This is a genomic window from Ramlibacter henchirensis (assembly GCF_004682015.1).
In the GTDB taxonomy this organism is placed as follows: Bacteria; Pseudomonadota; Gammaproteobacteria; order Burkholderiales; family Burkholderiaceae_C; genus Ramlibacter; species Ramlibacter henchirensis.
The window spans coordinates 666763-691883 of the sequence record NZ_SMLM01000002.1 but is presented as its reverse complement, the minus strand read 5'-3'; the positions used below and the strand labels follow the sequence as shown (position 1 = coordinate 691883).

At 69.6% G+C, this 25121-nt stretch carries 23 protein-coding genes; 3 read left to right on the top strand and 20 right to left on the bottom strand.

Annotation, left to right across the window (positions count from 1 at the left end; all coding sequences use genetic code 11):
* Positions 1–6 precede the first annotated feature (6 nt).
* From EZ313_RS16055 to EZ313_RS16030, 6 genes are read right to left on the bottom strand one after another with little or no spacing between them, the layout of a single operon-like run.
* Positions 7–972 carry a Bug family tripartite tricarboxylate transporter substrate binding protein gene (locus EZ313_RS16055; RefSeq protein WP_135264283.1) on the bottom strand — a complete coding sequence of 322 codons (966 nt, stop codon included), beginning with the start codon at positions 970–972 and terminating at the stop codon, positions 7–9.
* A 17-nt stretch (positions 973–989) separates the two neighbouring features.
* A complete protein-coding gene (locus EZ313_RS16050) occupies positions 990–1895 on the bottom strand; it encodes an ArgK/MeaB family GTPase (protein WP_135264282.1) in 906 nt (301 codons plus the stop codon).
* Positions 1892–3025, bottom strand: a complete 1134-nt coding sequence (locus EZ313_RS16045) for a CaiB/BaiF CoA transferase family protein (protein ID WP_135264281.1) — start codon at positions 3023–3025, stop codon at positions 1892–1894. Before EZ313_RS16045 ends, EZ313_RS16050 begins: the two co-directional genes overlap by 4 nt.
* Entirely contained in the window at positions 3022–3438 is a 417-nt protein-coding gene (locus EZ313_RS16040; protein ID WP_135264280.1) for a cobalamin B12-binding domain-containing protein, read from the bottom strand. The genes EZ313_RS16045 and EZ313_RS16040 overlap by 4 nt, the downstream gene beginning before the upstream one ends.
* Entirely contained in the window at positions 3435–5060 is a 1626-nt protein-coding gene (locus EZ313_RS16035; RefSeq protein ID WP_135264279.1) for an acyl-CoA mutase large subunit family protein, read from the bottom strand. Before EZ313_RS16035 ends, EZ313_RS16040 begins: the two co-directional genes overlap by 4 nt.
* 1 nt (position 5061) lies before the next feature.
* Positions 5062–5853 carry an enoyl-CoA hydratase/isomerase family protein gene (locus EZ313_RS16030; protein WP_135264278.1) on the bottom strand — a complete coding sequence of 264 codons (792 nt, stop codon included), beginning with the start codon at positions 5851–5853 and terminating at the stop codon, positions 5062–5064.
* Positions 5854–5984: 131 nt separating this feature from the next.
* On the opposite strand from EZ313_RS16030, the gene EZ313_RS16025 reads away from it, so the two are divergent.
* Positions 5985–6737, top strand: coding sequence for an IclR family transcriptional regulator (locus EZ313_RS16025; RefSeq protein WP_135264277.1), 753 nt, complete (start codon positions 5985–5987; stop codon positions 6735–6737).
* Positions 6738–6766: 29 nt separating this feature from the next.
* Here the strand turns inward: EZ313_RS16025 and EZ313_RS16020 are convergent, their stop codons facing one another.
* The 12 genes from EZ313_RS16020 to EZ313_RS15965 form a co-directional block, all read right to left on the bottom strand.
* Complete coding sequence (locus EZ313_RS16020) at positions 6767–7531, bottom strand: class II aldolase/adducin family protein (protein WP_135264276.1); 765 nt, start codon at positions 7529–7531, stop codon at positions 6767–6769.
* Positions 7528–8406: a TauD/TfdA dioxygenase family protein gene (locus tag EZ313_RS16015; protein WP_135264275.1), complete on the bottom strand. Its 879-nt coding sequence runs from the start codon at positions 8404–8406 to the stop codon at positions 7528–7530. The genes EZ313_RS16020 and EZ313_RS16015 overlap by 4 nt, the downstream gene beginning before the upstream one ends.
* Positions 8407–8414: 8 nt before the next feature.
* Complete coding sequence (locus tag EZ313_RS16010; RefSeq protein ID WP_167772609.1) at positions 8415–9389, bottom strand: Bug family tripartite tricarboxylate transporter substrate binding protein; 975 nt, start codon at positions 9387–9389, stop codon at positions 8415–8417.
* 51 nt (positions 9390–9440) lie between these two features.
* Complete coding sequence (locus EZ313_RS16005) at positions 9441–10670, bottom strand: alpha-hydroxy acid oxidase (protein WP_135264273.1); 1230 nt, start codon at positions 10668–10670, stop codon at positions 9441–9443.
* Positions 10671–10739: 69 nt separating this feature from the next.
* Positions 10740–11528 carry an IclR family transcriptional regulator gene (locus EZ313_RS16000; protein ID WP_135264272.1) on the bottom strand — a complete coding sequence of 263 codons (789 nt, stop codon included), beginning with the start codon at positions 11526–11528 and terminating at the stop codon, positions 10740–10742.
* Positions 11529–11585: 57 nt separating this feature from the next.
* Positions 11586–12272, bottom strand: a complete 687-nt coding sequence (locus EZ313_RS15995) for an ABC transporter ATP-binding protein (RefSeq protein ID WP_135264682.1) — start codon at positions 12270–12272, stop codon at positions 11586–11588.
* A gap of 5 nt (positions 12273–12277) precedes the next feature.
* On the bottom strand, positions 12278–12994 hold the full coding sequence (locus EZ313_RS15990; protein ID WP_135264271.1) for an ABC transporter ATP-binding protein: 717 nt from the start codon (positions 12992–12994) through the stop codon (positions 12278–12280).
* On the bottom strand, positions 12991–13923 hold the full coding sequence (locus EZ313_RS15985) for a branched-chain amino acid ABC transporter permease (RefSeq protein WP_135264270.1): 933 nt from the start codon (positions 13921–13923) through the stop codon (positions 12991–12993). Before EZ313_RS15985 ends, EZ313_RS15990 begins: the two co-directional genes overlap by 4 nt.
* Complete coding sequence (locus EZ313_RS15980; protein WP_135264681.1) at positions 13920–14840, bottom strand: branched-chain amino acid ABC transporter permease; 921 nt, start codon at positions 14838–14840, stop codon at positions 13920–13922. Before EZ313_RS15980 ends, EZ313_RS15985 begins: the two co-directional genes overlap by 4 nt.
* Entirely contained in the window at positions 14837–16027 is a 1191-nt protein-coding gene (locus EZ313_RS15975) for an ABC transporter substrate-binding protein (protein WP_135264269.1), read from the bottom strand. The genes EZ313_RS15980 and EZ313_RS15975 overlap by 4 nt, the downstream gene beginning before the upstream one ends.
* Positions 16028–16053: 26 nt before the next feature.
* Complete coding sequence (locus tag EZ313_RS15970; RefSeq protein WP_135264268.1) at positions 16054–16725, bottom strand: aromatic-ring-hydroxylating dioxygenase subunit beta; 672 nt, start codon at positions 16723–16725, stop codon at positions 16054–16056.
* A gap of 10 nt (positions 16726–16735) precedes the next feature.
* Entirely contained in the window at positions 16736–18025 is a 1290-nt protein-coding gene (locus EZ313_RS15965; RefSeq protein ID WP_167772608.1) for a Rieske 2Fe-2S domain-containing protein, read from the bottom strand.
* An 89-nt stretch (positions 18026–18114) separates the two neighbouring features.
* On the opposite strand from EZ313_RS15965, the gene EZ313_RS15960 reads away from it, so the two are divergent.
* Positions 18115–19074, top strand: coding sequence for a LysR family transcriptional regulator (locus EZ313_RS15960; RefSeq protein ID WP_135264266.1), 960 nt, complete (start codon positions 18115–18117; stop codon positions 19072–19074).
* Positions 19075–19104: 30 nt separating this feature from the next.
* Here the strand turns inward: EZ313_RS15960 and EZ313_RS15955 are convergent, their stop codons facing one another.
* Positions 19105–21822: a winged helix-turn-helix domain-containing protein gene (locus tag EZ313_RS15955; RefSeq protein ID WP_240788666.1), complete on the bottom strand. Its 2718-nt coding sequence runs from the start codon at positions 21820–21822 to the stop codon at positions 19105–19107.
* A 36-nt stretch (positions 21823–21858) separates the two neighbouring features.
* The gene (locus EZ313_RS15950; RefSeq protein WP_135264265.1) at positions 21859–23727 is read right to left on the bottom strand and encodes an acyclic terpene utilization AtuA family protein; all 1869 of its coding nucleotides are present in this window, start codon (positions 23725–23727) and stop codon (positions 21859–21861) included.
* A gap of 131 nt (positions 23728–23858) precedes the next feature.
* Here EZ313_RS15950 and EZ313_RS15945 point away from each other — a divergent pair, with 131 nt between their 5' ends.
* Positions 23859–25115 (top strand): acyl-CoA dehydrogenase family protein, encoded by a 1257-nt coding sequence (locus EZ313_RS15945; RefSeq protein ID WP_135264264.1) that lies wholly within the window; start codon positions 23859–23861, stop codon positions 25113–25115.
* Positions 25116–25121 lie beyond the last annotated feature (6 nt).

Below are 25121 nucleotides of genomic sequence, written 5' to 3'. Positions count from 1 at the left end.
GGGCCTTCAGTCGACGGACGCGCCGGACGCCTTGACCACCTGGCTCCATTTGGCGATATCCGCCTTGAGCACGCCGGCGAACTGCTGCGGGTCGGTGATGTAGGGCTCGGCGCCCTGGGCGGAGAACTTGTCGACCACATCCTTTGACTTGAGCACTTCGTTCACGTCGGCGTTGATCTTGCGGACCACCTGCGGCGGCACCTTGGCCGGCGCGAACAGCCCGAACCAGGGGTTGACGTCGAAATCCTTGAAGCCGGATTCGGCGATGGTCGGGATGTTCGCGAACGAGCCTGCGCGTTTGGCGCTGGTGACCGCGATGGGATGCAGCGTGCCCTGCTTGATGTGGCCCGAAACCGAGGGCAGGCTGGTGAACACGACGTTGATCTGTCCGCCCATCAGGTCCTGCATGGCGGGCGCCGCGCCGCGGTAAGGCACGTGCACCAGCTTCACGCCCGCAGCCGCGTTGAACATCTCGCCCAGCAGGTGGTTCACCGAACCGTTGCCCGCGGAGCCGTAGGTGAGCTGGCTCTTCTTCGCCGCCGCGACCAGTTCCGGGAGGGTCTTGAACGGCGCATCCGACTTGACGACCACGACGAACGGAAGCGTGGCGAGCGTGGCGACCGGCGCGAAGTCCTTTTCCGGATCGAAGGGCAGCTTCTTGTAGAGCGAGCCGTTGATCGCGTGCGTGCCCACGTAACTCATGAGGAGCGTGTAGCCGTCCGCCGGCGAATTGGCCACGACCTCCATGCCCACGTTGCCGCCGGCCCCGGCACGGTTCTCCACGACCACGGGCTGGCCCCATTTCTCGGCCAGCTTCTGCGCCACGATGCGCGCCAGCGAGTCCGAAGCGCCACCCGGCGTCTGCGGCACCAGGATCTTCACCGGCTTGTTGGGAAACTCCTGCGCGTGGCCGGCGAGCGCGAAGGAGGCCAGCGCGAAGAGCGCGGCCCAGCGGCGGATCTGCTTGAGCATGGTCTTGTCTCCTGTTGTCAGTGGGTCGTGGAGAGCCTGCGGATCTCCTGCAAGGCTTGTTCGAGCTGCTGCTCCAGCGGCGCCTCGAGCGTCTTCGCATCGAGCGATGCGACCGCGTCGGCCGCGCGTCGCTCGATCAGCCGCCGCAGGCGATAGCGCGCGCGAGCCTGCAGCAGCGCCGCGCGCCTGTCGGACTCGGCCAGCCAGGCCTGGTGCCGGTCGATCGCCGCCGACAGCGCTGACACGGTCTCCGGTTTCATCGACGACACCAGCAGCACGGGCGGCCGCCACGCATCTTCGGGGCGGCGCGAAAGGGCGCTGATGCGCTGGATGTCCGTGGCCATCTTCTGCGCCGCGGGCAGGTCGGACTTGTTGACGACGAAGATGTCGGCCATCTCCATGATGCCGGCCTTCATCGCCTGCACCACGTCGCCGCTTTCGGGCAGCAGCACGAGCGCGAGCGTGTCCACTTGCGCGCGCGCGGCGTACTCGGCCTGGCCCACGCCCACCGTTTCGAGCAGCACCTCGTCGAAGCCGAACTCGTCCATCACGTCCAGCATCTCGGGCAGGTTGTCCGAGAGTCCGTCGCTCGCGGAGCGCGATCCGATCGAGCGGATGTAGATCTCGGAGCTGCCGGCCAGTTCGTCCATGCGGATGCGGTCGCCCAGGATGGCGCCGCCGGACTTGGGGCTGCTCGGGTCCACGGCGAGCACTCCGAGCCGCCGGTCTCGGCCGCGATGCAACGCGAGGTGTCCCGCCAGCGTGCTCTTGCCCGCGCCCGGCGGGCCCGTCAGGCCGATGCGCCGGGCCGGATTCGCGCAGGGCTCCAGCCGCTGCAGCTGCACCAGGTCCGCCGTGCTGGCGTTCGCCAGTTTGGAGAGGCGCCGGCCCAGGGCGTGGCGGTCCAGCGGCGGCTTGCTCACGCGATCGCCTTCCCCAGCACTTCCTGGTGATGCTCGTCCAGCAGCGGCGGCATCCCGTAGCCGGGCGAGAACCCGTCGAACTTCACCGGCGCGCCCACAGCGCGCAGTCCCGACTTCGCGTCGCCCAGCGGGACCACCAGGTCGCGCGACTTCGCGAGGTCGCCTTCGAGCGCCTGCGCCAGGGTTCCCACTTCGGAGACCACGATGCCCAGCGGCGCCAGGCGTCGCACCCATTCGGCGGCGCCGGCCTGCATCAGCACTTCGCCGATGGCCGCCAGCACGCGCGAGCGGTTCTCGCGGCGCGCCGCCATGGTGGCGAACACCGGATCGCTCGCCCACTCGGGCCGGCCGATCTCGGTGCAGAACTTCTGCCAGAACTTGTCGTGCGTGATGAACAGCGTCAGCCAGCCATCCTTCGTCGGGAAGATCTGCGCCGGCACCATGTACGGATGGGAGGAGTTGGCCAGCCGCTCCACCGTCTCGCCCGCATTGAGCGACGCGCCCGCCAGGTAGTTCAGCTGCGACATCATCACGTCGTACATGGCGACGTCGACCTGGCCGCCGCGGCCTTCGACGATCTTGGCCAGCAGGCCCATGGCGGCCATGATGCCCGCCGAGTTGTCGACGGCCGAGTAGCCCGCCTTGGTCGGCGGCGAAGACGGATCGCCCGTCAATGCCATCACGCCCGTCAATGCCTGGATCACGTAGTCGTAGGCCGGCGCCTCGGAGTAGGGGCCTTCGAGGCCATAGCCGGTGAGCGCAACGCAAACGATCTTCGGGTTGCATTCCTTCAGGCTGGCGTAGGTGAGCCCGAGCTTCTTGATCGCCGACGGCCGCAGGTTGGTGATCAGCGCATGGGACGTCGCCGCGAGCGATTGCAGCTGGGCGCGGCCCTCGCTGCTCGCCAGGTCCAGCACCACGCTTTTCTTGTTGCGGTTCAGGCTCGCGAAGTAGGCGTTGTGCGGGCCGATGAAATGCGGGCTGACCTTGCGTGCGATGTCGCCTTCGGGCGGCTCCACCTTGATCAGCTCGGCTCCCATGTCGGCCAGCAGCAGCCCGCAGTAAGGTCCTGCCAGCATGTGGCCGACCTCGATGATGCGGATGCCGGCCAGCGGCCCGTTGCCCTTCATGCCAGCTCCGCCGCCAGTTGCGAGACGACCCTGTCCAGCGGCATGTCGGCGGTGAAGACGGCCGCCACGCCCAGTTCGCGCAGCGCGGCGTGGTCCTCGCCGGGGATCGTGCCGCCGACGAACACCTTCACGTCGCCCGCCTTGTGCGCGCGCAGCTCGGAGATGACGTCGCCGACCAGCTCCTTGTGGCTGCCCGAGAGGATCGAGAGGCCGACCGCGTCCACGCCCTCGTCGACAGCCACCTGCGCGATCTGCGCGGGGCTGCGGCGCAGGCCTGTGTAGATCACCTCGGCGCCGGCGTCGCGCAGCGTGAGCGCGACGATCTTGGCGCCGATGTCGTGGCCATCCAGGCCCGGCTTGCCCACCAGGATCCGCTTGCCCGCCAGAGGCCTGGCTTCCTTCACATCGTTCATAGGTTCACCGGCTCCTTGAATTCGCCCCATTCCTTCTTCAGGCACGCGACCATCTCGCCCACCGTCGCGTACGCATGGCAGCAGTCCACCAGGTAAGGCATCACGTTCTCGCTGTCCTTCGCGGCCGCGGTTGCCAGCTTCGCGAGGGACGCATCCACCGCCGACTGGCTGCGCGTGTCCAGCACGCGCTGGAACTTCTCCAGGGCCCGCTGCGCCACGGTCGGGTCAAGCTTGAAGATCTCGCGGACGCCGATCTGCTCGCCCTCCTTGCGGAAGTGGTTCTGGCCGACGATCACGTTCTTGCCCGAGTCGGTGTCCAGCTTGCGCTCCAGCCCGCGCTCGGCCAGGCGCAGCTGGATCCAGCCGTCCTCGATGGCCGGGGTCACGCCGCCGTAGGCGTCGATCTCGTTCATCACCTTGAGGATGGCCTCCTCCATGCGATCGGTGTGCTGCTCCAGGAAGTAGCTGCCGCCCAGCGGGTCGACCGTGCGCCCGATGCCCGATTCGAAGGCGATCATCTGCTGCGTGCGCACCGCCAGCTCCGCCGAGAACTCGGTGGGGATCTGGAAGGCTTCGTCGAATGCGCAGGTGAAGATCGACTGCGCGCCGCCGAACACCGCCGCCATGGTTTCCACCGCGACCCGCACCACGTTGTTGTACGGCTGCGGCGCGACCAGCGAGGAGCCGCCGCACACCACGCCGAAGCGGAAGTGCTGCGCCTTCGGATCGTTGGCGCCGTAGCGCTCCTTCATGAAGCGCGCCCACAGGCGCCGGCCGGCGCGGAACTTCGCGATCTCGTCGAAGAAGTCCATGTGCACGTAGAAGAAGAACGAGAGCCGCTTGGCGAACTTCTCGACGTCGCCGCCGCGGCGCTTCAACTCCTCCACGTACGCCAGCCCGTTGGCCAGCGTGTACGCCATCTCCTCGGCGGCGGTCGCGCCCGCGTCGCGCACGTGCGCGCCCGCGATGCTGATCGGGTTGAAGCGCGGCGTGACGTCGTTGGAGTACAGGATCGAGTCGGCGATCAGGCGCATCGACGGCCGCACCGGGAAGATCCAGGTGCCGCGCGCCACGTACTCCTTGAGGATGTCGTTCTGGATCGTGCCGGTGAGCTTGCTGCGCGGAACGCCCTGCTTGTCGGCCACGGCCAGGTACATCGCGTAGATGATCGCGGCCGTGCCGTTGATCGTGAACGAGGTCGAGATCTTCGAGAGGTCCAGGTCCTTGAACAGGATCTCGGCCTCGCTCAGGTTGGACAGCGACACGCCGACCTTGCCGATCTCCGGCCGGGCCATGGGGTGGGTGGGATCGAAGCCGCACTGCGTGGGCAGGTCCAGCGCCACCGACAGGCCGGTCTGGCCCTGCTGCAGCAGGAACTTGTAGCGCTCGTTCGATTCCTCCGCGGTGCCGAAGCCGGAGTACTGGCGGATGGTCCACAGCCGGCCCTGGTAGCCGTCGGGGAAGATGCCGCGCGTGAACGGGTATTCGCCGGGCTTGCCGATGTTCTCGGGCTTGACGGCGCTCGCGTCGACGGCGGTAGGCACGGGAATGCCGCTGCGGCTCACCGGCCCCAGCACGGGTTCGGCCAGTTCGGCCGGCGGATTCGGGTCTCTTGCGTTCATCTCAGGAACCTTTGGACAAAAGCTTTTCGGAGGCGGCCCAGTGGTCGTCGTGCAGCCAGGTGCGGACCAGGTGCTGCTGTTCGACGGCGCGGTGCGCCTTCCAGCCCGCGCCCTGGCGCGCCGCGATGGCCTGGGCCTTGATGCCGCGCAGCACCTGCGGCGCGCAGGCGTCCAGCGGCTCGAGGAAGGCCTTGAGGTCATCGCCTCCGGCACCGTCGCGGATCACGGCGTCCGCCAGGCCCCAGGCGAGCGCCTGCTCGGCCCCCACCAGTTCGCACCGGCTCATCATGCGCATCGCATGGGCCGGGCCGATGAGCTGGAACAGGTCGGGGCCGCCGCCCCAGGCCGAGGTGATGGCCAGCTTGGCCTGGATGTAGCCGATGCGCGCATGGGCGGACTGCAGGCGCATGTCGCAGGCCAGTGCGAGTTCGGCGCCGCCCCCGATCGCGTCGCCGTTGAGCAGCGCGATCACCGGGACGGGGCAGTGCCGGATCGCGTCGAGCGCCGCGGCGGCTTCTTCCATCATCGCCATGACGGCCGCTTCGTCGCGCACGTTGGCGAGATCGCGCAGGTCGCCGCCGGCCGCGAAGTACTTGTCGCCCGCGCCGGTGACGACGATGTAGCGCACGTCCTCGCGTGCGCCCGCGCTGCGCACGGCGGTGGCCAGCTCGTTGAGAACGGGGCGGGCGAGCGCGTTGTGTTTCTGGGCGCGGTCGACGGTGATCCAGACCGCGCCGCTGCGCTCGTCGATGCGGACGTTCTCGCCGCTGCCTTGCTTCGTGGAGGCTTGCATGGCGGTCATGCTAGATTCGCCGCGATTCGGTGAAAAGAACTGTTGTTCGGCATTTCGAACAACTTGCATCGGGCAACCCTTCCGGATCAAAGCACGAGGAGATTTGTTCAGCGGGCTGAACGAAGCCAAGGATGAGCAACGTCGCCGTCACCGCCGTCGAGCGTGTGCTCGACATCTTCGAAGCGTTCGACAAGGTGCAGAAGCCGTTGTCGCTGACGGACCTGGCGGAGATGACGGGCATCCCCAAGAGCAGCTGCCACGCGATCGTGGGCACGCTCACCGCTCGCGGCTACCTGTACTCGCTGACGCGCCCGAGGGCGCTGTACCCGACGCGACGCTTCTTCGACCTGGCGCGCTCGATCCACGAGAAGGATCCGTTCGTCGAACGCGTCATGCCCATGCTGGAGCGGCTGCGCGACGCCTCGCGAGAGACGGTGATCCTGGGCAAGCGGCAGGGCGACGCGGTGATCTATCTCCAGGTGGTGGAGAGCCCGCACTCGATCCGGTACTCCGCCAAACCGGGCGAGTTCAAGCCGCTGCATTCCAGCGCCATCGGCAAGGCGCTCCTGGGCAGCCTCAAGGAGGCCGAGCTGCGCGCGCAAATGTCGGGCCGCGCGCTGCCGGCGATCACGGGCGCCACGCTGACCGACCAGGAAGCGCTGATCGCCGACATCCTGGAGAGCCGCCGCCGCGGCTACTTCCTCACGCGCGGCGAGAACGTGCCCGACGTGTGGGCCGTTTCCGCCTTCCTGTCGGTGCACTCGGAAACGCTGGCCGTCGCCGTCGCCGGCCCGCGTCATCGGATGGAGGCCAACGTGACGGAGCACGCCCAGCTGCTGCTGGCCACGTGCGGGTTCATCGCGAGGCAGTGGACGAAGGCTTAGCCGTCATCCCGCATGGGGAACGAAACGGATCACTGCTTGTAGGAAGGATCGCGCCGGTCGAGCGTGCGAAGCATCGCCGGCCACTCCAGCAGGCCGTGCGGACGCCGCACGTGCGGCTTGTAGAGGTGGCAGGTCTTGTCCACGACGTCTTTCGGCGGGATCAGCAGTTCCGCGTTGCACGCCATCGCGTTGACCTGCGCGCGGCAGGCCATCTCCAGCCAGTACATGGTGTTGAAGCACTGCGGCACGTCGGCGCCCACGGCCAGCAGCCCGTGGTTGCGCAGGATCATGGCGCTCGCATCGCCGAGGTCGCGCACCAGCCGCTCGCGCTCGGCCTCGTCGATGGCCGGCCCCTCGTAGTCGTGGTAGGCGATGTCCGCGAAGCGCATCGCCGTCTGCGTCAGCGGCAGCAGCCCGCACTTGAGCGCCGAGACGGCCATGCCGGCGCGCGAGTGCGTGTGCATGGCGCAGCCCACGTCGTGCCGCGCCATGTGCACCGCGCTGTGGATCACGTAGCCCGCCGCGTTGATGCCGTGGTCGTCGTGCGGGTTGAAGACGACGTTGCCGGCCAGGTCGATCGTCACGAGGCTGGACGCCGTGATCTCCTCGTACAGCCAGCCGTACGGGTTGATCAGGATGCGGTCGTCGGTGCCCGGTACGCGCGACGTGATGTGGTTGTAGATCAGGTCGCTCATGCCGTAGAGCGGCATGAGCCGGTAGCAAGCCGCGAGCTCGACGCGGGCCTGCCACTCCTGCTCGGAGACCAGGTCGCGCACCGCGGCGTCGCGCTTCATGGCTGCGGCACGCAGTAGTCGGCGGCGGACAGGCGGAACGTGGTGCGCTTCATCAGGCGCGGCTGGTCCAGCCGCATCTCGTCGCGGCGGTGCATGGTGCAGCCGTTGTCCCACATCAACAGGTCGCCGTTGTGCACCTTGTGCCGGTACACCAGCGACGGATGTCCGCCCGTCTCGAACAGGATCGGCAGCACCCGCTCGTTCTCCGCCTTGGAGAGGCCTTCGATCTCCACCAGCGTCGTCGGGTCCGCATACAGCGCCTTGCGGCCGGTGCGCGGATGCGTCAGCACCACCTTGTGCTTCGCATCGGGCAGGCTGAGCATCGCGTTGGCCTTTTCCTTGTCCTTGAGCTCCAGCGCGTTGAGCATCGCGTAGCGTTTGGCGTAGCGGTAGACGCCGGTCCTGCCCTCGATCAGCTGCTGCACGTCCCGGGGCAGGCGGTCCCACGCGCCGTACTGGTCGGCCCAGTAGATGTCGCCGCCGTCGCGCGGGACTTCGGTGCCGAACAGCATGGCGCCGGTGGCGGGCCGCACCTGGTAGGTCTGGTCGGAGTGCCAGTCCACGTCGTCGCCGCCCGCGAAGCCGCCCACGAAGCGGCCGTCCGCGTACTTCAGCGTGCTGAAGTAGATGATCTGCTCCTGGTAGGGCGACTGGATGTCCTTGCGGCCGGTGGTCTCGCAGCGGCCGAAGTGCTCCGTGAAGCGCACCAGCTCCGATTCCTCCAGCGACTGGCGGCGGAAGATCATCACGGGCGACTTCTGCCAGAGGCTTTTCAGTTCCTCGATCGCGTCGGGATCGTCCACCAGGTCCATGACCTGGGCGTGTACCTGCACGGCGAAATTGCTGTGCAGCGGGGTGGTGCGGATCTTGGCCATGGGGTGTCTCACTCGGGCTTCATCTGGGCGGTCTTGATGGTCTGCGCGTAGCTGCGGCGCTCCTCCCGCAGCCAGGCATTGAGTTCGTTCGTGTTCATCACGGGCGCGCGCTCGAAGCCGAGGTCCGAGAGGGCCTTCTGCGTCTCGGGCAGGTCCAGGATTTTGCGCATCTCGGCGGACAGCTTCGCCTGGATCTCGGGCGGAACGCCCTTGGGCGCCATCAGCGCATTCCACGCGGCGATGTTGAAGTTGGCCAGGCCCTGCTCGCTGGCCGTCTTCACGCCGGGCATCGACGCCATCGGCTGGGCCGTGGTCACCGCCAGCACGTTGATCTTGCCCAGCTGGGTGCGCGTGGCCGCCACGGTGTCGATGAGCACCGACACATGCCCGCCGAGCGTGGCGGTCATCGCATCGGCCGAGCCCTTGAACTTCACGCCGAACAGCGGCACGTCGCGCTGCTTGAGCATCTCCAGCACGAGCTGCCCCGTGACGCTGGGGATGGCCGTGTCGACCTTGCCGGGCGTCTTGCGCGCCAGTGCGATCAGCTCGCTGAGGGAGTTGATGTTGGCCTTGGGACCGGCGGAGATGGCGAACGGAATCAGCGCCGTGAGCATGATGGCGTCGAAGTCCTTCTCGGCATCGAAGCCCGGGTTCTCGAACAGCGCCGGGTTCATCGCATGCGTGCCGGAGGCGCCCATGATCAGCGTGTAGCCGTCCGGCGCCGATCTGGCTGCCACCGCGGTGCCGATGTTGCCGGACGCGCCGGGCCGGTTCTCCACCACGAAGCTCTGGCCCAGCGCCTGCGTCAGCTTCTGCGCGAAGTAGCGCGTGGCGATGTCGGTGCTCTGGCCCGCCGGGTAGGCCACGATGATCTTCACCGGCCGGTTGGGATAGTCCGATTGCGCCAGGGCGGCGGGGGCCAGCAGCGCGGCGGGTGCGGCGGCGAGCAGTGCGAGGACGGACCTTCTGCCGAAAGTATTCACGTCTTGTCTCCTTGTCTTTCTGGAACCGGACACGTTAGCGACGGGAGTGCGTCAAGGAAAGGGAACGGCCACCCGTTGTTCCACATGTTGGACTTCCGGTGCGGGCGCCGCGCGGGTGGCGTGCGGCGTCCCGGGCGACCAGAGGAAACCCGGATGCAGCTGGTCGAAGGAAGCACAACCGATCTGCGCCAGCACCATGTCGACCTCGTTGCGGACGATGCGGATCACGCGCTCGATGCCCGCTGCCCCTGCGGCCGCCGCGCCGAACAGCGTGGGCCGGCCGAAGATCGAGAACTTCGCGCCGAGGCAGCGGGCGATCACGATGTCGGAGCCGCGGCGCACGCCGCTGTCCAGGATGAGCTCGACGTCGTCGCCGACGGCCGCGCGGATCGCGGGCAGCACTTCCAGCGGCGAAGGCGCGGCGTCCAGCTGGCGGCCGCCGTGGTTCGACACCACCAGCGCATCGACACCCAGCCGCACCGCGTGCGCCGCGTCTTCCGGATGCATCAGGCCCTTGACCACGAGCGGGCCGGGCCACGCATCGCGGATGCGCTGCAGGTGTCCCCACTGCACCATGGGCGCCGGCGTCAGCGTGCCGTACAGGTCCGCGACTTGCGCGGCGGTCGCTCCTGCGGGCGCATACGGCGCCCAGTTGCGCATCATCGGGATGCCCCCGGTCTGCAGGTAGCGCAGCACCCAGGCGGGGTGGGCGAGGGCTTCCAGCACCACGCCGGGCGTCATGCGGAACGGCCGCGAAAAGCCGTTGCGCTTGTTGCGCTCCCGGTTGGAGTTCACCGGCACGTCGACCGAGACCACCAGAACGCGCACGCCGCTGGCGCGGGCACGCCGCACGAGGTCGGCGTTGATCTTCTCGTCGCTGGTGCAGTACATCTGGAACCACACGTGCTCCGGCGCGACCTGCGCGATGTCTTCCAGCGCGCCGTTGCTGGCGCTCGAGAGCAGGAAAGGGATGTTCGCTTGCGCGGCCGCCTGGGCGAGCAGCCGGTCCGCGTCGGGACAGAACAGGCCCGCCAGCCCGGTGGGCGAGATGCCGAACGGGCTCGAATAGCGGCGGCCCAGCAGCACCGTGGACTGGTCGCGCTTGGAGACGTCGACCAGGTAGCGTGGCAGCAGCCGGTGCTGCTGGAAGGCCTCGCGGTTGCGGCGCAGGCAGAGCTCGTCGTCGGCACCGCCGTCGATGAAGTCGAAGGCGATGCGGGGGAGTTTGCGGCGCGCCATCTGCCGCACGTCCTCGAGGTTGTGCGCGGACTGGATGTTCATGGCCGCAACCTTATCGGCGCGGCGCGCGCGGCCCAAGAGAGGCCGCGCGCGAAGTTTCACATGTTGGACTTAAGGTTCAGCGCCGTGCCACAGCAGCGCGGCCGCATCCTTGCGCAGCTCACCCGCCATGCGCGTGAGCTCATCGCGGATCTCGTCCACGCGCGAAGCCGGGAAGCGCTCGGCCGTCCCGATCAGGCACAGCGCCGCGAAGGCCGATGCGTCAGGCCCGGCGATGGGCACGGCGAAAGCGTGCACGCCGCTGACCACATCGCCCAGGTTCACGCCGAAGCCGTGGCGCGCCGACTCCTGGCGCATCCTTTGCAGCGCCTCCAGGCGGCCCTCGCCCCGCTTGGCGACTTCCTGCTCGATGTTGTTGGCGAGGACTTCACGCGCCTCTTCGGCAGGCAGCGTCTGCAGGATCGCCACGCCGCCCACGGAAGTGAAGAGCGGGCGCCGCGTGCCCTGCTCGACCATGAGCCCGGGCAAGCGCGCCGGGCCGACGCGCACGCTGCAGACATATTCGAAGCCGCTGCGCAGGAGCAGCAACGCGCTGGCCTCCATGCGGCGGGCCCAAGGCGCCAAGCGCGCCTGGGCCGCCGCCTGGAATGCATGCTGACCGTGCACCGACAGGCCCAGTTCGTAGAGCAGGGGCCCCGGAAGGTAGCGGCGGTCGCCGGCGCGCTGCTGCACGAGGCGTTCCTTCAGCAGCGCGGCCAGCATGCGGTGCGCGGTGCTCTTGTCGAGTTCGCATGCGACCGCCAGGTCCGACAGCCGCCAGCCGATCTCGCCCCGGGTAGCGAGCACGCGCAGGAGCCGGATGCTTCGGGAAAGGCTCTGGGTGCCGGTCGGCATGTCCATGAGCCGATTGTCCGGCTGTTTCCATGACGCGTGCCGATGGCCGGCAATGACAGGCCGTCACACGCCCAGGTAGCGGTGCCACAGCTCGCGGTCGGCGCCGAGTGCCTGCGAGCTTCCGGTCCATGCGACGCGGCCCTTCTCCAGGATGTAGTGGCGGTCGGCCAGGCCGACGAGGCGCTGCACGTACTTGTCCACCACCAGCATGGAATGGCCGGCCTCGCGCAGCACGCCCAGCACGCGCCAGATCTCCTCGCGGATCAGAGGCGCGAGTCCCTCGGTCGCTTCGTCCAGCAGCAGCAACTGCGGATTCGTGACGAGCGCCCGCGCCATGGCGAGCATCTGCTGCTCGCCTCCCGACAGCTGCGCGCCCATGTGGCCGCGCCGCGAGGCGAGGGTGGGGAACAGCTCGAACAGCGTGGCGGGCGTCCAGCGGCCGGGACGCGCGAACGCGGTGAGGTGCTCCTCGACGGAGAGGTTGGGGAACACGCGCCGGCCCTCCGGCACCAGCGCCAGGCCGCACCGCGCCAACCGGTGGGGCGCGATGCCGCGCAGGTCCTGCCCCGCGAACGTCATGGCGCCCGACATCGCCGGCAGCAGCCGCATCACCGTGCGCACCAGCGTCGTCTTGCCCATGCCGTTGCGGCCGAGCAGCCCGACGATCTCGCCCTTGCCGATCTCCAGCGACACATCGAACAGCACCTGGCTGCCGCCGTAACCGGCGCACAGGTCGCGCACCTCCAGCAGCTTGCTCATGCCGCGCCCTCGCCGAGGTAGGCGGCCAGCACGCCGGGATCGCGCCGGACCGCGTCGGGCGGGCCGCTGGCGATGACGGCGCCGTTGACCAGCACCGAGACGCGGTCGGCCAGCCGGAACACCGCGTCGACGTCGTGCTCGATCAAAAGCACCGCGCACTCCCCGCGCAACTGGCCGATGCGCTCGGTCATGGCGGGCGTCTCCTGCGCGCCGAGGCCGGCCATCGGCTCGTCCAGCAGCACCAGGCGCGGCGCGCTCGCGAGGGCGAGTCCGACTTCCAGGGCGCGCTGCTCGCCATGCGACAGCTGCTCCGTGCCATGCGCCTCGCGGCCGGCGAGCCCGACTCGCTCCAGCGAGTGACGCACGGCGGAGGCGGACGTTTCCTGCCGCGCAGCCCGCAGCGCGAACGCCATGTGCTCGGCCACGGACAAGCTGCGGAACAGGCGGGTGATCTGGAACGAGCGCACCAGGCCGAGCCGCGCCCGTGCATGCATCGGCAGCCGCGTGATGTCGCGCCCGTCGAGGAACAGTGCGCCCTGGTCGCTGGGCAACTCGCCGGAGAGCTGCGCCACGAGCGTCGTCTTCCCGGCGCCGTTGGGCCCGATCAGGGCGTGGATCTCGCCCGCGCGCACGTCCAGGTCCACGCCGTCGGTGACCCGCAGGCCGCCGAACCGCTTGCGCAGGCCGCGCGCCTGCAGCAGCGGGGCGGTCATGGCCGCCTCCTGTCGAACAGGCCCGCCAGGCCTTGGCGCGCGAAGAGCACGACCGCGAGCAGCACCCAGCCGACCCAGAAGGCCCAGTACTGCGTCTGGGAGGAGAGCAGTTCCTCCAGCAGGAGCAGCACCGCCGCCCCCGCGATGCCGCCCCACAGCCGCCCCGCGCCGCCCAGGATCACCATCACCAGCAGCGTGCCCGACTGCGTCCAGTGCAGGTTGTTCGGGCTGACATAGCCCTGCAGGTTGACCGAAAGCAGGCCGGCCACCCCCGCCACCAGCCCGGAGACGACGAAGACCGCCAGCTTCCAGCGGAAGGTGGGCAGGCCGACCGCCTCCGCGCGCAATTCGTCGTCGCGCATCGCGCGCACCGCCAGCCCGGCGCGCGAACGGGCGAAGCGCGCCAGCGCCCAGACACAGGCGACCAGCACCGCGAGGGCCACGAGGTACAGCGTGGTGCCGTCGCGCAGGTCGGCGCCGCCGGGCAGCAGCACGCGCGGACGCACCCGCAGGCCCTCGTCGCCGCCGTAGCCCTTGAGCGAGTTGGCCAGGTAGAACAGCATCTGCGCAAACGCGAGCGTGATCATGATGAAGTACACGCCGCGCGTGCGCAGCGAGATCGCGCCGATCACGAGCGCGGCGACGCCCACCACGACCACCAGCGCGAGCAGGTGCGCCCACAGGGCCTGCTGCCCTTCGCTGAGCAGCACGCCGCCGACGTAGCTGCCCAAGCCGACGAATGCCGCGTGGCCGAGCGAGACCATGCCCGCGTACCCGAGGAGCAGGTTCAGGCTGGTCGCCGCGACGGCCGCGATCAGGATGCGGCTGGCGAGGCTCAGGTAGAAATCCCAGCCGGCCGCGCGCAGCAGCCACGGCAGCGCGACGGCCGCAACGAGCAGGAGGAACGTGGCGACGCGCGCCGGCGTCATCGGCCGCGCACCGGCAGCAGCCCCTGGGGCCGCCAGACCAGGACCGCCGCCATCAGCACGTAGACGGCCACCGAGGCGAGCGCCGGGCCGGCCGCGCTCGCCCACTGCGGCGGCAAGCCTTCGCGCAGCACCTGCTGCAGCAGCGTGCGGCCGAGCGTGTCCACCACGCCCACGAGCAGGGCGCCGACCAGCGCGCCCCGGATGGACCCGATGCCCCCGATCACCACGACCACGAAGGCCGGGATCAGGATGTTCTCGCCCATGCCGACCTGCACCGCGAGCAGCGGGGCGAGCAGGGCGCCGGCGACCGCGCACAGTGCGGCGCCGAGCCCGAAGACAGCCGTGAACAGGCTGGGCACGTTCACGCCCATCGCCGTGCTCATGTCCCGATCGGAGGCGCCCGCACGCACCCAGGCGCCGACCCGCGTCTTCTGCACCAGCACGTACAGCGCGGCGGCCAGCGCCAGGCCCACGCCGATGATCACCAGCCGCCAGGCCGGGTAGTGCAGGCCGAAGGGAAGCGCCACTGGCCCGTCCAGTCCGGCCGGCGCCGAGAGGGGCCGGTCATTGCCGAACACCATGCGCACCGCGTCGTTGAGGATGAGGATCAGCGCGAAGGTCGCCAGCACCTGGGAGAGGTGGTCGCGGCGGTACAGGCTGCGCAGCAGAGTGCGCTCCAGCACCATGGCGCCGGCCGCGGTGAGCACGACGGCGCCGCCGAGCGCGAGCCAGAAGGAGCCGAGCAGGGGCGCCAGCCACGCCGCCAGGAACGCCCCGGCCATGTAGAGCGAGCCGTGCGCGAGGTTGATCATGTCCATCACGCCGAACACGATCGTCAGCCCCGCCGCCAGCAGGAACAGCATCAGGCCGTACTGCAGGCCGTTGAGGGCCTGCTCGAGGAGGAAGGTGCCGGTCACTTCATCTGGCACTGCTGCACGTAGGCGTCGCCGTGGTCGCGCAGGATCGGCTCGTTGAAGGACTTGTTGACCAGCCCGCCCTTGCCGTCGTTGCCGATGCTGCGCACGTAGTAGTTCTGGATCGGGTACTGGTTCTTGTTGAACTTGAACGGCCCGCGGACGGACTCGAACTTCGCCGCGCGCAGCGCGTTGCGGAACGCCTGCCGGTCCTCCACCTTGCCCTTGGCGTCGCGCACGGCCGCGTCGATCAGCAGCGCGGTGTCGTAACCCTGCGAGGCATACAGGGTGGGCAGCCGGTTGTACGCCTTCTGGAACTCGGCGACGAACTTGCGGTTGGCCGGGTTGTCCAGGTCGGGCGACCAGTGCGCGGTGTTGAACAGGCCGGCCATCGCCGGGCCGACGGCGCTGATCACGTCCTGGTCGGCGGAGAAACCGGGCAGCAGCAGCATGGTGTCCTTGGACAGGCCCGAGCCGATGAACTGCTTGATGAAGTTGATGCCCATGCCGCCGGGCAGGAAGATGTAGAGCGTCTGCGGCTTGGCGGCGCGGATCTCCGCCAGCTCCGCCGCGTAGTCCAGCTGCCCGAGCTTGGTGTAGGTCTCGCCCACCACCTGGCCCTTGAACGTGCGCTTGAAGCCGGCCAGCGAGTCCTTGCCGGCCTGGTAGTTGGGCGCGATCAGGTACGCGTTTTTCAGCCCGCGTTGGGTGGCGAAAGCGCCGGCCGCCTCGTGGTACGCATCGTTGGGCCAGCTTGCCGCGAAGAACATCGGGTTGCAGTCCTTGCCGGCGATGGACGACGGCGCCGCGTTCGGGCTGATGTAGACCACGTTGTTGTCGACGGCCTCGGGCAGCGCGGCCAGCATGATGTTGGAGAACACCACCCCGGTCATCACGTCGACCTTGTCCCGCTTGACGTAGCGCTCGAAGGCCTGGCGCCCGACGTCGGGATTGAACTGGTCGTCGGTGATGAGCACCTCGGCCGGCAGGCCGCCCAGCTTGCCGCCGTTCAACCTGACGGCCAGCATGAAGCCGTCGCGGATGTCGACGCCCAGCGCGGACGACGGCCCCGACAAGGTGCTGACGAAGCCGACCTTCACGCGGTCGGCCGCGTGGGCCAGCGTGGCGGCTGCGAGGCATGCAGCGGCCGCAAGCGGCAGGAGGAAGGCGCGGGCTCGCAAGTGGTTCATGGAAGGCTCCTGGAAGGACGCGGGGATCAGACCCAGATCTGCAGCACGTAGTCGTACGGCGCCTGGCTGTTGAACAGGTCGACGCGCTGCAGCCGGATGCGCAGTCCGCCGGGGCCGCGCACCAGCGTGTGGCGGTAGCGGCCGCCGAAGTGGCGCACCTCGTCGCGGCGCAGCTCCATCATGTGGAAGCGGGAGCGCACGACGATCTGCTGCGCATCGGCGGACTCGATGGCCACGTGGCTGACCAGGTGGCTGGTCTCCCACATCGGGGCCTGCGACCATGCGTTCGGGTGCGTCACGCGGCCCTTGCGGATCTCCATCATCAGCCTGTCTTCCGCGAAGATGGAGGGCGACCCCTCCCACTCCGTCTGGTCGGGCGTGACCGGCATCCAGTAGACGCCCTGGTCGTCGAAGAGGTCGATGTACTCCTGCCAGTGCTTGCCGTCCAGCAGCTCGGCCTGGCGGTAGAGGAACTGCTCGACCTGGCGCTGCAGGTCGGCGCCGGCCTCCAGCAGCGCCGGCGCGGGCAGGCCGGTGGCGGCATGCGCAGCGCCCGCCTGAGGCGCGCGCGGGGAGTGGTCGGGCTCGACGGACTCGGCACCGGTCGTGGCGCCCTGGCCCGCTTCGATCACGACGTCCTGGCCGAGCAGGTGCGCGAAATCGGGGCCGGCGCTGGGGATGGTCTTGCTCGTGGTCATCCGGGGCTCCTCAGGCGGCCATGTACTGGGTCCAGGCGCGGAACTGGTTGCGCATCACCACCTCGGACGTGCCGTGGTTGGAATAGGCGACGCCGTTCTCCTCGCGGTCGTCGCCGTGCCAGCGATGGAAGCTGACCCAGTCGCCGCCCCTGGACTGCAGGCCCCATTGCCCCTTGGTCCAGTTCTCCAGGTCGTCCGCGTTGATCATCGTAGCGGGCGAGTTGACGAGGTTGTAGTACCACAGGCTTCGCCGGTAGATGGCCTCCGGTGCGCCCTTCAGGCGGAAGTGCCAGATCTCCGAGAGCGTCTTGTCGGGCGCGATGGGCCGCAGGCAGCGCAGTTGCTGCAGCGGGCTCTGCACCGAGAGGTAGGGATAGACGAGCACGTGGTGGATGCTGCGCGAGAGGTACTCCTCCATCTTCTGCTTGCCGTATGCCTTCTCCAGCAGGGCCTCGTACTCGCGCGTTTCCGGGTCGCTCGGCCGCAGCCCCATGTAGGCCTTGAGCAGGCCGTGCCCGCGCGGGAAGTTGATGGTCTGGACGCTGTCCCACTGGTCGAAGCTGGACGCGAAAGTGGACAGGTAGTGGTAGTACAGCGGGGCCGCGCCCCGTTGCTCCTTCAGGCGCTTCTCGACCCGCCCGGCCGAGATGCCGGTGGACTGGTGCGTCACCGAAGGATGCAGCGCGTCGAGCTGGTTCTCCATGAAGAACTTCCAGTTGGAGCGCTGGATCACCCGGTGGCAGACCGGCACGACCTCCACCTCGCCGACGGGGGAGCGATCGCACATGTCGTCGAAGGCGATCCGGGCCTCGCCCAGGAACTCCTGCAGGCTGGGCCCGTCCGGCGACAGGCTGGCGAAGACGAAGCCGCGGTAGCTGTCCACGCGCGGCGCCCGCTTGACGTTGCAGTCCGGGTTGTCGCGCGTCATGCGCGTGTTCTCGTAACCCTTGGCCAGCGGGATGGCGCGCACGCTGCCGTCGAGGTGGAAACTCCACGCGTGGTACGAGCAGACGAAGGCGCTGCCGGTGTTGCCGCTGCGGTTGCCGACGAGCTGCACGCCGCGGTGGGGGCAGCGGTTGTGCAGCACCTGGATGCTGCCGTCCTTCTGCCGCACCATCACCATCGGCTGGCGCCCGATCGTCACGGCCCAGTAATCGCCGGGCGCCTTCACCTGCGACTCGTGGCCGCAGTAGATCCAGATGCGCTCGAAGATCTTCTCCATCTCGGCATCGAAGATGGCCTGGTCGGTGTAGACGGTGCGGTGCACGCGATCCGGTTCGACGAGGTGGTCGACTCGCATGGGGCTCTCCTGAAGCGGATTCGAAAATCCTAGGCTTCCCCCGTGCAAGCCAGCTATCCATGCGGGCCGAACTGCCATAGATTGCAGTGATGGCTCACCCCGAGCAGGCCGACGACTTGTTCCGCACGCTGGACACCCGGCGCCTGCGGCACCTGCGCGCCGCGGTGGCCGAAGGCAGCCTTTCGGCGGCAGCGGATGTGCTGGGGCTCTCGCAACCCGCGTTGAGCGCCAGCGTCAAGTCACTCGAAAGCGACCTGGGCGTCACCCTGCTGGAGCGGCACCGCTTCGGCGTCAAGGGCACGGCTTATGCCGAGACGCTGCTCGACCATTTCCGGCGCGTCGAAGCGGAGCTGCAGGCCGCCTGGACGCGGGTGGGGCGGCTGCGCCAGGACCGGGCCGTGGACCTGCAGGTCGGCTGCGGCCCGGCGGAGGCCACGCGCCTGCTGCCGCGCGTGCTGGAGACGCTTCGCCAGACTCATCCGCACCTGCGCATCTGCGTGGAGTACGGGCTCAACGAGCGCCTGATGCCGCTGGTGCGTCACGGCGAGATCGACTGCGCGCTCTCATCCGTGCCGAAGAGCACGGCGCATGCCGGGCTGCGCCACGAGGTGCTGTACGTCGACGAGGCGGTGGTCATCGCGCGCGCCGACCATCCGCTGGCGCAGCGGCGGTCGGTCCATGCGGCCGACTTGGCGCGCTATCCCTGGGTGCTGGCGCGGCGCTGGGAACTGGAACGCAAGGCGCTCGACGAGCTGTTCGCCGATGCGGGCGTCGAGCCGGTGCGGGCGACGGTCGAGACCACTTCGGCCGTGCTGATGAAGACGCTGGTGATGCAGGGCGACTGGCTGAGCTTCGTGCCGCTGGAGATGGTGCACTGGGAGCAGCGGGCCGGCCTCATTCGTCCCCTGCGCGCCGTGCATTCGTCCTGGCAGCGCCAGGTGGGCCTGACCACCCGCGCCGACGGCGTGCCCGGCGAGGCGCTGGCGACGTTCATGGACTGCCTGTGCGCGACCGCGCGCACGGCCGGGCCCGCGCAGAAGGAGCACTAGCCGGGGCGCGCTGCGCGCGCCAACCGCGCTCTACCGGATCAGTCCGTATCGCCGCGCCAAGGACACGGCTTGCGTCCGGTTCTGCGCCCCCAGCTTCATGTTGATGTTGCGCAGGTGCGTGCGCACCGTGCTGTCGGAGACGAACAGCTTCTCCGACATCGCGCTGTTGGAGTAGCCCTCCGCCAGGAGCTTGAGCACCTGCAGTTCCTTCTGGGTGAGCGGCTCGACCTGCCAGGGCACCTCGGCGGTGGCGGGAGCGGGCTCGGCGGCCAGCGCCTCCGGTCCCAGCGCATCGAGCAGCCGCTGCGCGTACTCGATCAGGATGGGGTCGGACTGCTGGGGCGCGGCTTTCAGCGGCGCGAGCACCGCCTGGATCGGCCCGGCGACGGCCGGTCCTTCGTCGACCACCAGCCGCACGAACCCTTCGCGGCTGCCCTCCTGCAGGATCCCGCGCATCACCTCGGCGGCTTCGTCGGCCGACTTCAGGCGCCACAGCGCCATCGCCTTGAGAACGCGCAGCTTGCGGCTGCGGCGCACGCGCGCCTCGGCGTCGACCGCGGGCAGGTCGTCGTCGATGCGCCGCACGGCCGCGGCGGTGTCGCCGAAGTGCACCTGCCATCGCAGCCGGGCGATGCCGATGTCCAGGACGTCGTGGGCCGGCAGGCGCTGGCGCGCCACCCGTTCCCAGACGGCCGGGTCGTCCGCCCGGTCCAGTTCCTCGCGCGCGCCGTACGCGTTGCCCTGGCGGATGAGCATGCGCGCGCGCTCCAGCTTGGCCGTGGCCACCACGCGCGGCAGCTTGCGCAAGTGGCCCAGTGTCTCGAGCTCGGTGAGCACGCGCGAGGCGCCGTCGACGTCGCCGTGCCAGAACAGCAGGCGCGAACGCATCGCGTAGCTGGAGATCATGTGATCCGGCAGGCCGACGTCGCGCGCCAGCGGCAGGTAGACGTTGAGCAGCCGGTCCACGACGTCGAGCTCGTCGGCCTCGTACATGGCCGCCGCGTACAGCACGCCCGCCCAGGCGTTGCCGCCGGTGTGGCTGTAGTCGGCTTCGCGCGTGGTCGCGTCCACCGCGATCCGGAAGCGCGCCGTCGCCTGGCGGAAGCGCCCCCGCTCGAAATCCAGCAGGCCCTCGGTGGACTCGGTGTACATGCGGTTGAACACGCTGCTGCTCTGCGTGCGCCGCGCGGCATCCAGCAGGCGCTGCGCCTCGCGCTTCTCCCCCAGCACGGAGGTGATGTGGGCCATGCAATTGGTGAGCGCCGTGTCCGCGAAGGGCACGGCCGTCGGCAGGCGTGCGAGCCCCGCGCGGCCGACCTCGTTCGCTTCGTCGTAGCGGTCCTGCATCGCCAGCAGCAGGGGGCGCAGCGCGTTGACGTGTGCGCGGATCACCGGGTCCTCGCTCGCCTCGATGCCGCTGCCGGCCAGCAGCGCCATCCCTTCGGTCGCGCCCTGCGTGAAGAGCACGGCCCACACGTAGATCGCCTGCATCAGCGGGTGTTCGCGCAGCGTCGCCGCCGGAATGGCCGCGAACCAGCGCGCGAGCAGCCGGATTCGGCCTTGCTCCAGGAAGCGCTGTGCGTGCTGCTCCAGCAGCGACAGCGCATGCGGGTGGTCGCCGCCCTCGATCGCATGGTCGATCGCCGGCACCGGCCGGCCGACCGACTCGTACCAGGCCGCCGCCGCAAGATGAAGGCGCAGCAGCTCCTCGGGATGCTCGCGCTGCAGCTGCGTGCGAAGGAAGTTCGCGAACAGGCTGTGGTAGCGGAAGTTCGGCTCGCTGCCCTCGGCTTCGACGGGCAGCAGGAACAGGCTGGAGGCGTTGAGCCGCTCGAGCATCCGGGCGCAGTCGGTGCGGGGCACCAGCACCTGGCACAAGGGCGCGCTCAGCTGGCGCAGGATGCTGGTGCGCAGCAGGAACTCTCGCGCGTCCGGCGGCTGGCGCCCGAGCACGTCCTCCGCCAGGTATTCGGCGATCGCGCCGCTGGAGCCCGAGAGCCGGTGGATGAAATCGGCGGCGGCCGCGTGCCGGTCCAGCGCCATCGACGCCAGCAGCAGCGCCGCGATCCAGCCTTCGGTGCGCGCGTGCAGCTGCTCCAGCGCGTCGCGCGGCAGGTCCGGCAGTCCGCGCAGGCGCAGGAACTCCGCGGTCTCGTCCACGCTGAAGCGCAGCACGTCGACGCCGATCTCCAGCAGCTGGCCGCGCACGCGCAGCCGCCCCAGCCCCAGGTCGGGCAGGCTGCGCGAGCCGAGCACCAGCCGGCCGTTGCGCGGCAGGCGTTCGATGACCTCTCGCACCAGGCCCACGACGGCCGGCGCCTGCAGCACCTCGAATTCGTCGAGGAAGAGCGCGAAGGCTGGGCCTTCGCGTTCGAGCAGGGCGATCGCTTCGGCATCGGCGCCCGAGCGCGCCTCGTCCGCGATGTGCAGCCGCGCCACCGCCTCGGCCAGGCAGCTGAGGAAGCGCGGCACGTCGTTGTCCGCGGCATCGAGCGTGATCCACGCCGTGGCCGTGCCCTCCGCTTCGAGCTGTTCGTGGATCTGGCGCAGGGCCGTCGTCTTGCCGAAGCCGGCGGGCGCGCGCACCAGCACCAGCTTGGCCGACGCCGCGCGCTCGATGCGCTCGGTGACGGATTGCCGGCGTACGAACGCCGCGTTGGTGCCGGGGAGGTTGAACTTGCTCGACTGCGCCATCACCCGGCTGCGAAGCAGCGGGGCGGACGCGGGTGCGGCAGGGGAGGTGTTCATGTAACGGCGGCGGAGCGCGACGGCTCCGCGGCCATTCTACGAACGCACTGCCGCGGTGGGGGACGAGGGCGCGGCGGTGGGCCGGCCCGGTGCGGGAGCGCGCTCACCGGCGTAGTCGTCCACCAGCAGCTCCACCGGGATGTCGAGCTGCCGCGCGAGCAGGAATTCGCCCAGCGCCTTGCCCACCTGGTCGGCCTGCAGGTTGGTGGAGCCGCCGCGTCCCAGGTGGCCGCGCACGATGAAGTGCACGGCGCGGATGTTCGGGAACTCGTGGCGCACGATCTCCAGGTCCTGCGCCTGCGGCAGCAGCCGGCGCAGCATGTCCGTGGTGAGCGTCTCGCGCAGCCAGGGCCAGGCCTTCGGTTGCGCCGCCCACAGGCCGACGTTGCTGTTGCCGCCCTTGTCGCCGGACCGCGCGTACGCGATGCGCCCGAGCGGTGCACGCTGCATTGCGCGGCGGGAGTCGGTGGCCGAGCGCCCGGGCTCCGGATGCACGGGCTGCGACACCGCCGGCGCCGCTTGCGGATGGGGCGGCATCTCGAGCGTGCGGCCGTCTTCCAGCGTGACCCTGTGCGACAGCTGCGAGACGTGCAGCAGCGCGGGCCAGTACTCGATACGGCGCTGCGGCTTGAGCGCCCGCTCCGCGCCCGAGTCGGTGTGGAAGCCGGGCACGCTCCACAGGTACAGGCTGTTGAGCTTGAGGAAGAACTGCTCTTCGGTGAGCTGGTCGCGCTCGCTCGCGCAGGCCGCGATTCGCACCGCGACCGTGGCCTCGGCCTGCGACTCGGGCTGCGCGGCCGGCGTGCCGAAGGCCGTCACCTCCAGCTGGTCGACGCTGCCGGCCAGGAGCGAATGCAACTGCGCGCGCAGCAGCGCCAGCTTGCGATCGACGTCGATGCCGGTGACGAAGGCCCAGGAGACGATCTGCCAGCCCTCGGTCGCGAAGATCGCCACCTTCGTCGTCTCGGGCGGCGGTGCGCCGCGGGCGCCGCTCACTCGGATGCGGTCGGGGCCGACCGATTCGCAGCGGACGTCGCCGAGGTCCACCGTCACGTCCGGGTTGAGGTACATCGGACCCTGGATCTCGTAGACCAGCTGCGCGGTGACGGTGTCGGTTGTCACGGCGCCGCCGTCGCGCGCGTGCTTGGTCACGACACAGCTGCCGTCGGCCGCGAGTTCCGCCATGACGAAGCCGGGATAAGTGATGGCGGGCAGGACGGCGAAACCGCTGAAGTTGCCGCCGGTCGCGTGCGGGCCGCATTCGATGATGTGGCCCGCGACCACGCCGCCGGCGAGGCGGTCCCAGTCGGCCTGCTGCCAGCCGTGCCACCACGCGGCGGGGCCCAGCGTGAGCGACGAATCCGTGACCCGCCCGCACAGCACGATGTCCGCGCCCTCTCGCAGCGCCGCGGTGATGCCCCACGCGCCGAGATACGCATTGGCCGAGATTGGCGTGCGGCCCCAGGCCGAGAGCGGCTCGCCCGTGTCCAGGTGGCTCAGCGGGTGCCCGGCGGCCTGCAGCATCCCGAGTCGATCGAGCACGTTGTCGCCTTCCACGCAGGCCACCTTGAGCGAGAGGCCGGCTTCGCGGATCAATCCGCGAAGCACGTCCGCCAGCCCGCGCGGATTCAGGCCGCCTGCGTTGGTGACGAGCTTGATTCCGCGCGCCGCGATGGCGGGAAGATGCGGCTGCACCTGGCGCACGAAGTAGTCGGCGTAGCCCTGCGTCGGGTCCTTGCGGTAGCGCGCGGAAATGCCCGCCAGCGTGATCTCGGCCAGGTAGTCGCCGATGAGCACGTGGATCGGGTCGCCCGCCATGGCCTCGTCCAGCGCAGTGATCCGGTCGCCGTAATAGCCCGAGAAGCTGGCCACCACCAGGGGTTCGCGCCGTACAGGTTCGCTCATTTGCATGGCTGGCATGGTCCGGCCGCGGGGGGCGCGGCGGATCGTCGCTTACGACGATTCGCGCCGACGGGCCGCTGCCTAGAGTGACCGCGCATCCGGCCCTGTGGCCGCCACCGACCTGAGCACACCCGATGGACTTCAGCCATTCCCCCAAGACCCTGGAACTGCGGGAGCGCGTGCGCGCGTTCATGGACCGGCACATCTACCCGTCCGAGAAGGAGTTCTACCAGGAGAACCGCGCGAATGCGGAAGCAGGGAAGCTCTGGACGCCCTCGAAGCTCATCGAGGACCTGAAGCCGAAGGCGCGCGAGGCGGGACTGTGGAACCTGTTCCTGCCGCTGCACACGAGCGAGAAGTCGGGGGTGATGGGCGCCGGTCTCACCAACCTCGAATACGCGCCGCTCGCGGAGGAGATGGGCAAGGTCTCGCACTGCAGCGAGGTCTTCAACTGCTCGGCGCCGGACACCGGCAACATGGAGACGCTGGCGCTGTACGGATCGGCGGAGCAGAAGGAGCGCTGGCTCAAGCCCCTGATGGACGGCGCGATCCGCTCCGCGTTCGCGATGACGGAGCCGGAAGTCGCCTCCAGCGACGCGACCAACATCTGCACCCGCATCGAGCGCGTGGGCGACGAGTACGTGATCAACGGCCGCAAGTGGTGGACGTCGGGCGCGGGCAACCCGCGCTGCGCCGTGTACATCGTGATGGGCAAGACCAACCCCGAGGCGCCCAAGCACGCGCAGCAGAGCATGGTGCTCGTGCCCGCCGACACGCCCGGCATCAAGGTGCTGCGCCACCTGGAGCTGCTCGGGTTCAGCGACGCGCCGCACGGGCACATGGAGATCGTGTTCGAGAACGTGCGGGTTCCCGCGTCGAACATCCTGCTGGGCGAAGGCCGCGGCTTCGAGATCGCGCAGGGCCGCCTGGGCCCCGGGCGCATCCACCACTGCATGCGGCTGGTCGGACTGGCCGAGCGCTGCCTCGAACTCATGTGCAAGCGCGTGGTGAGCCGTGTGGCCTTCGGCAAGCCCCTGTCGGCGCAGACGGTGACGCAGGAACGCATCGCGGAGGCGCGCTGCCGCATCGACATGGCGCGCCTGCTCACGCTGCGCGCCGCCTGGAAGATGGACAACCACGGAAACAAGGTGGCGAAGAACGACATCGCGATGATCAAGGTGGTCGCCCCGAGCATGGCGCAGCAGGTCATCGACTGGGCCATGCAGGCGCACGGCGGCGCCGGCCTGTCCCAGGACTTCCCGTTCGCCAAGTTCCTGGCGAGCGCGCGCACGCTGCGCATCGCCGACGGGCCGGATGAAGTGCACCGCAACGCGATCGCCAAGAACGAACTCGGCCCCCACCTCGCCGCGGCGCAGGCCGCTTCCCGCTGAAACCAC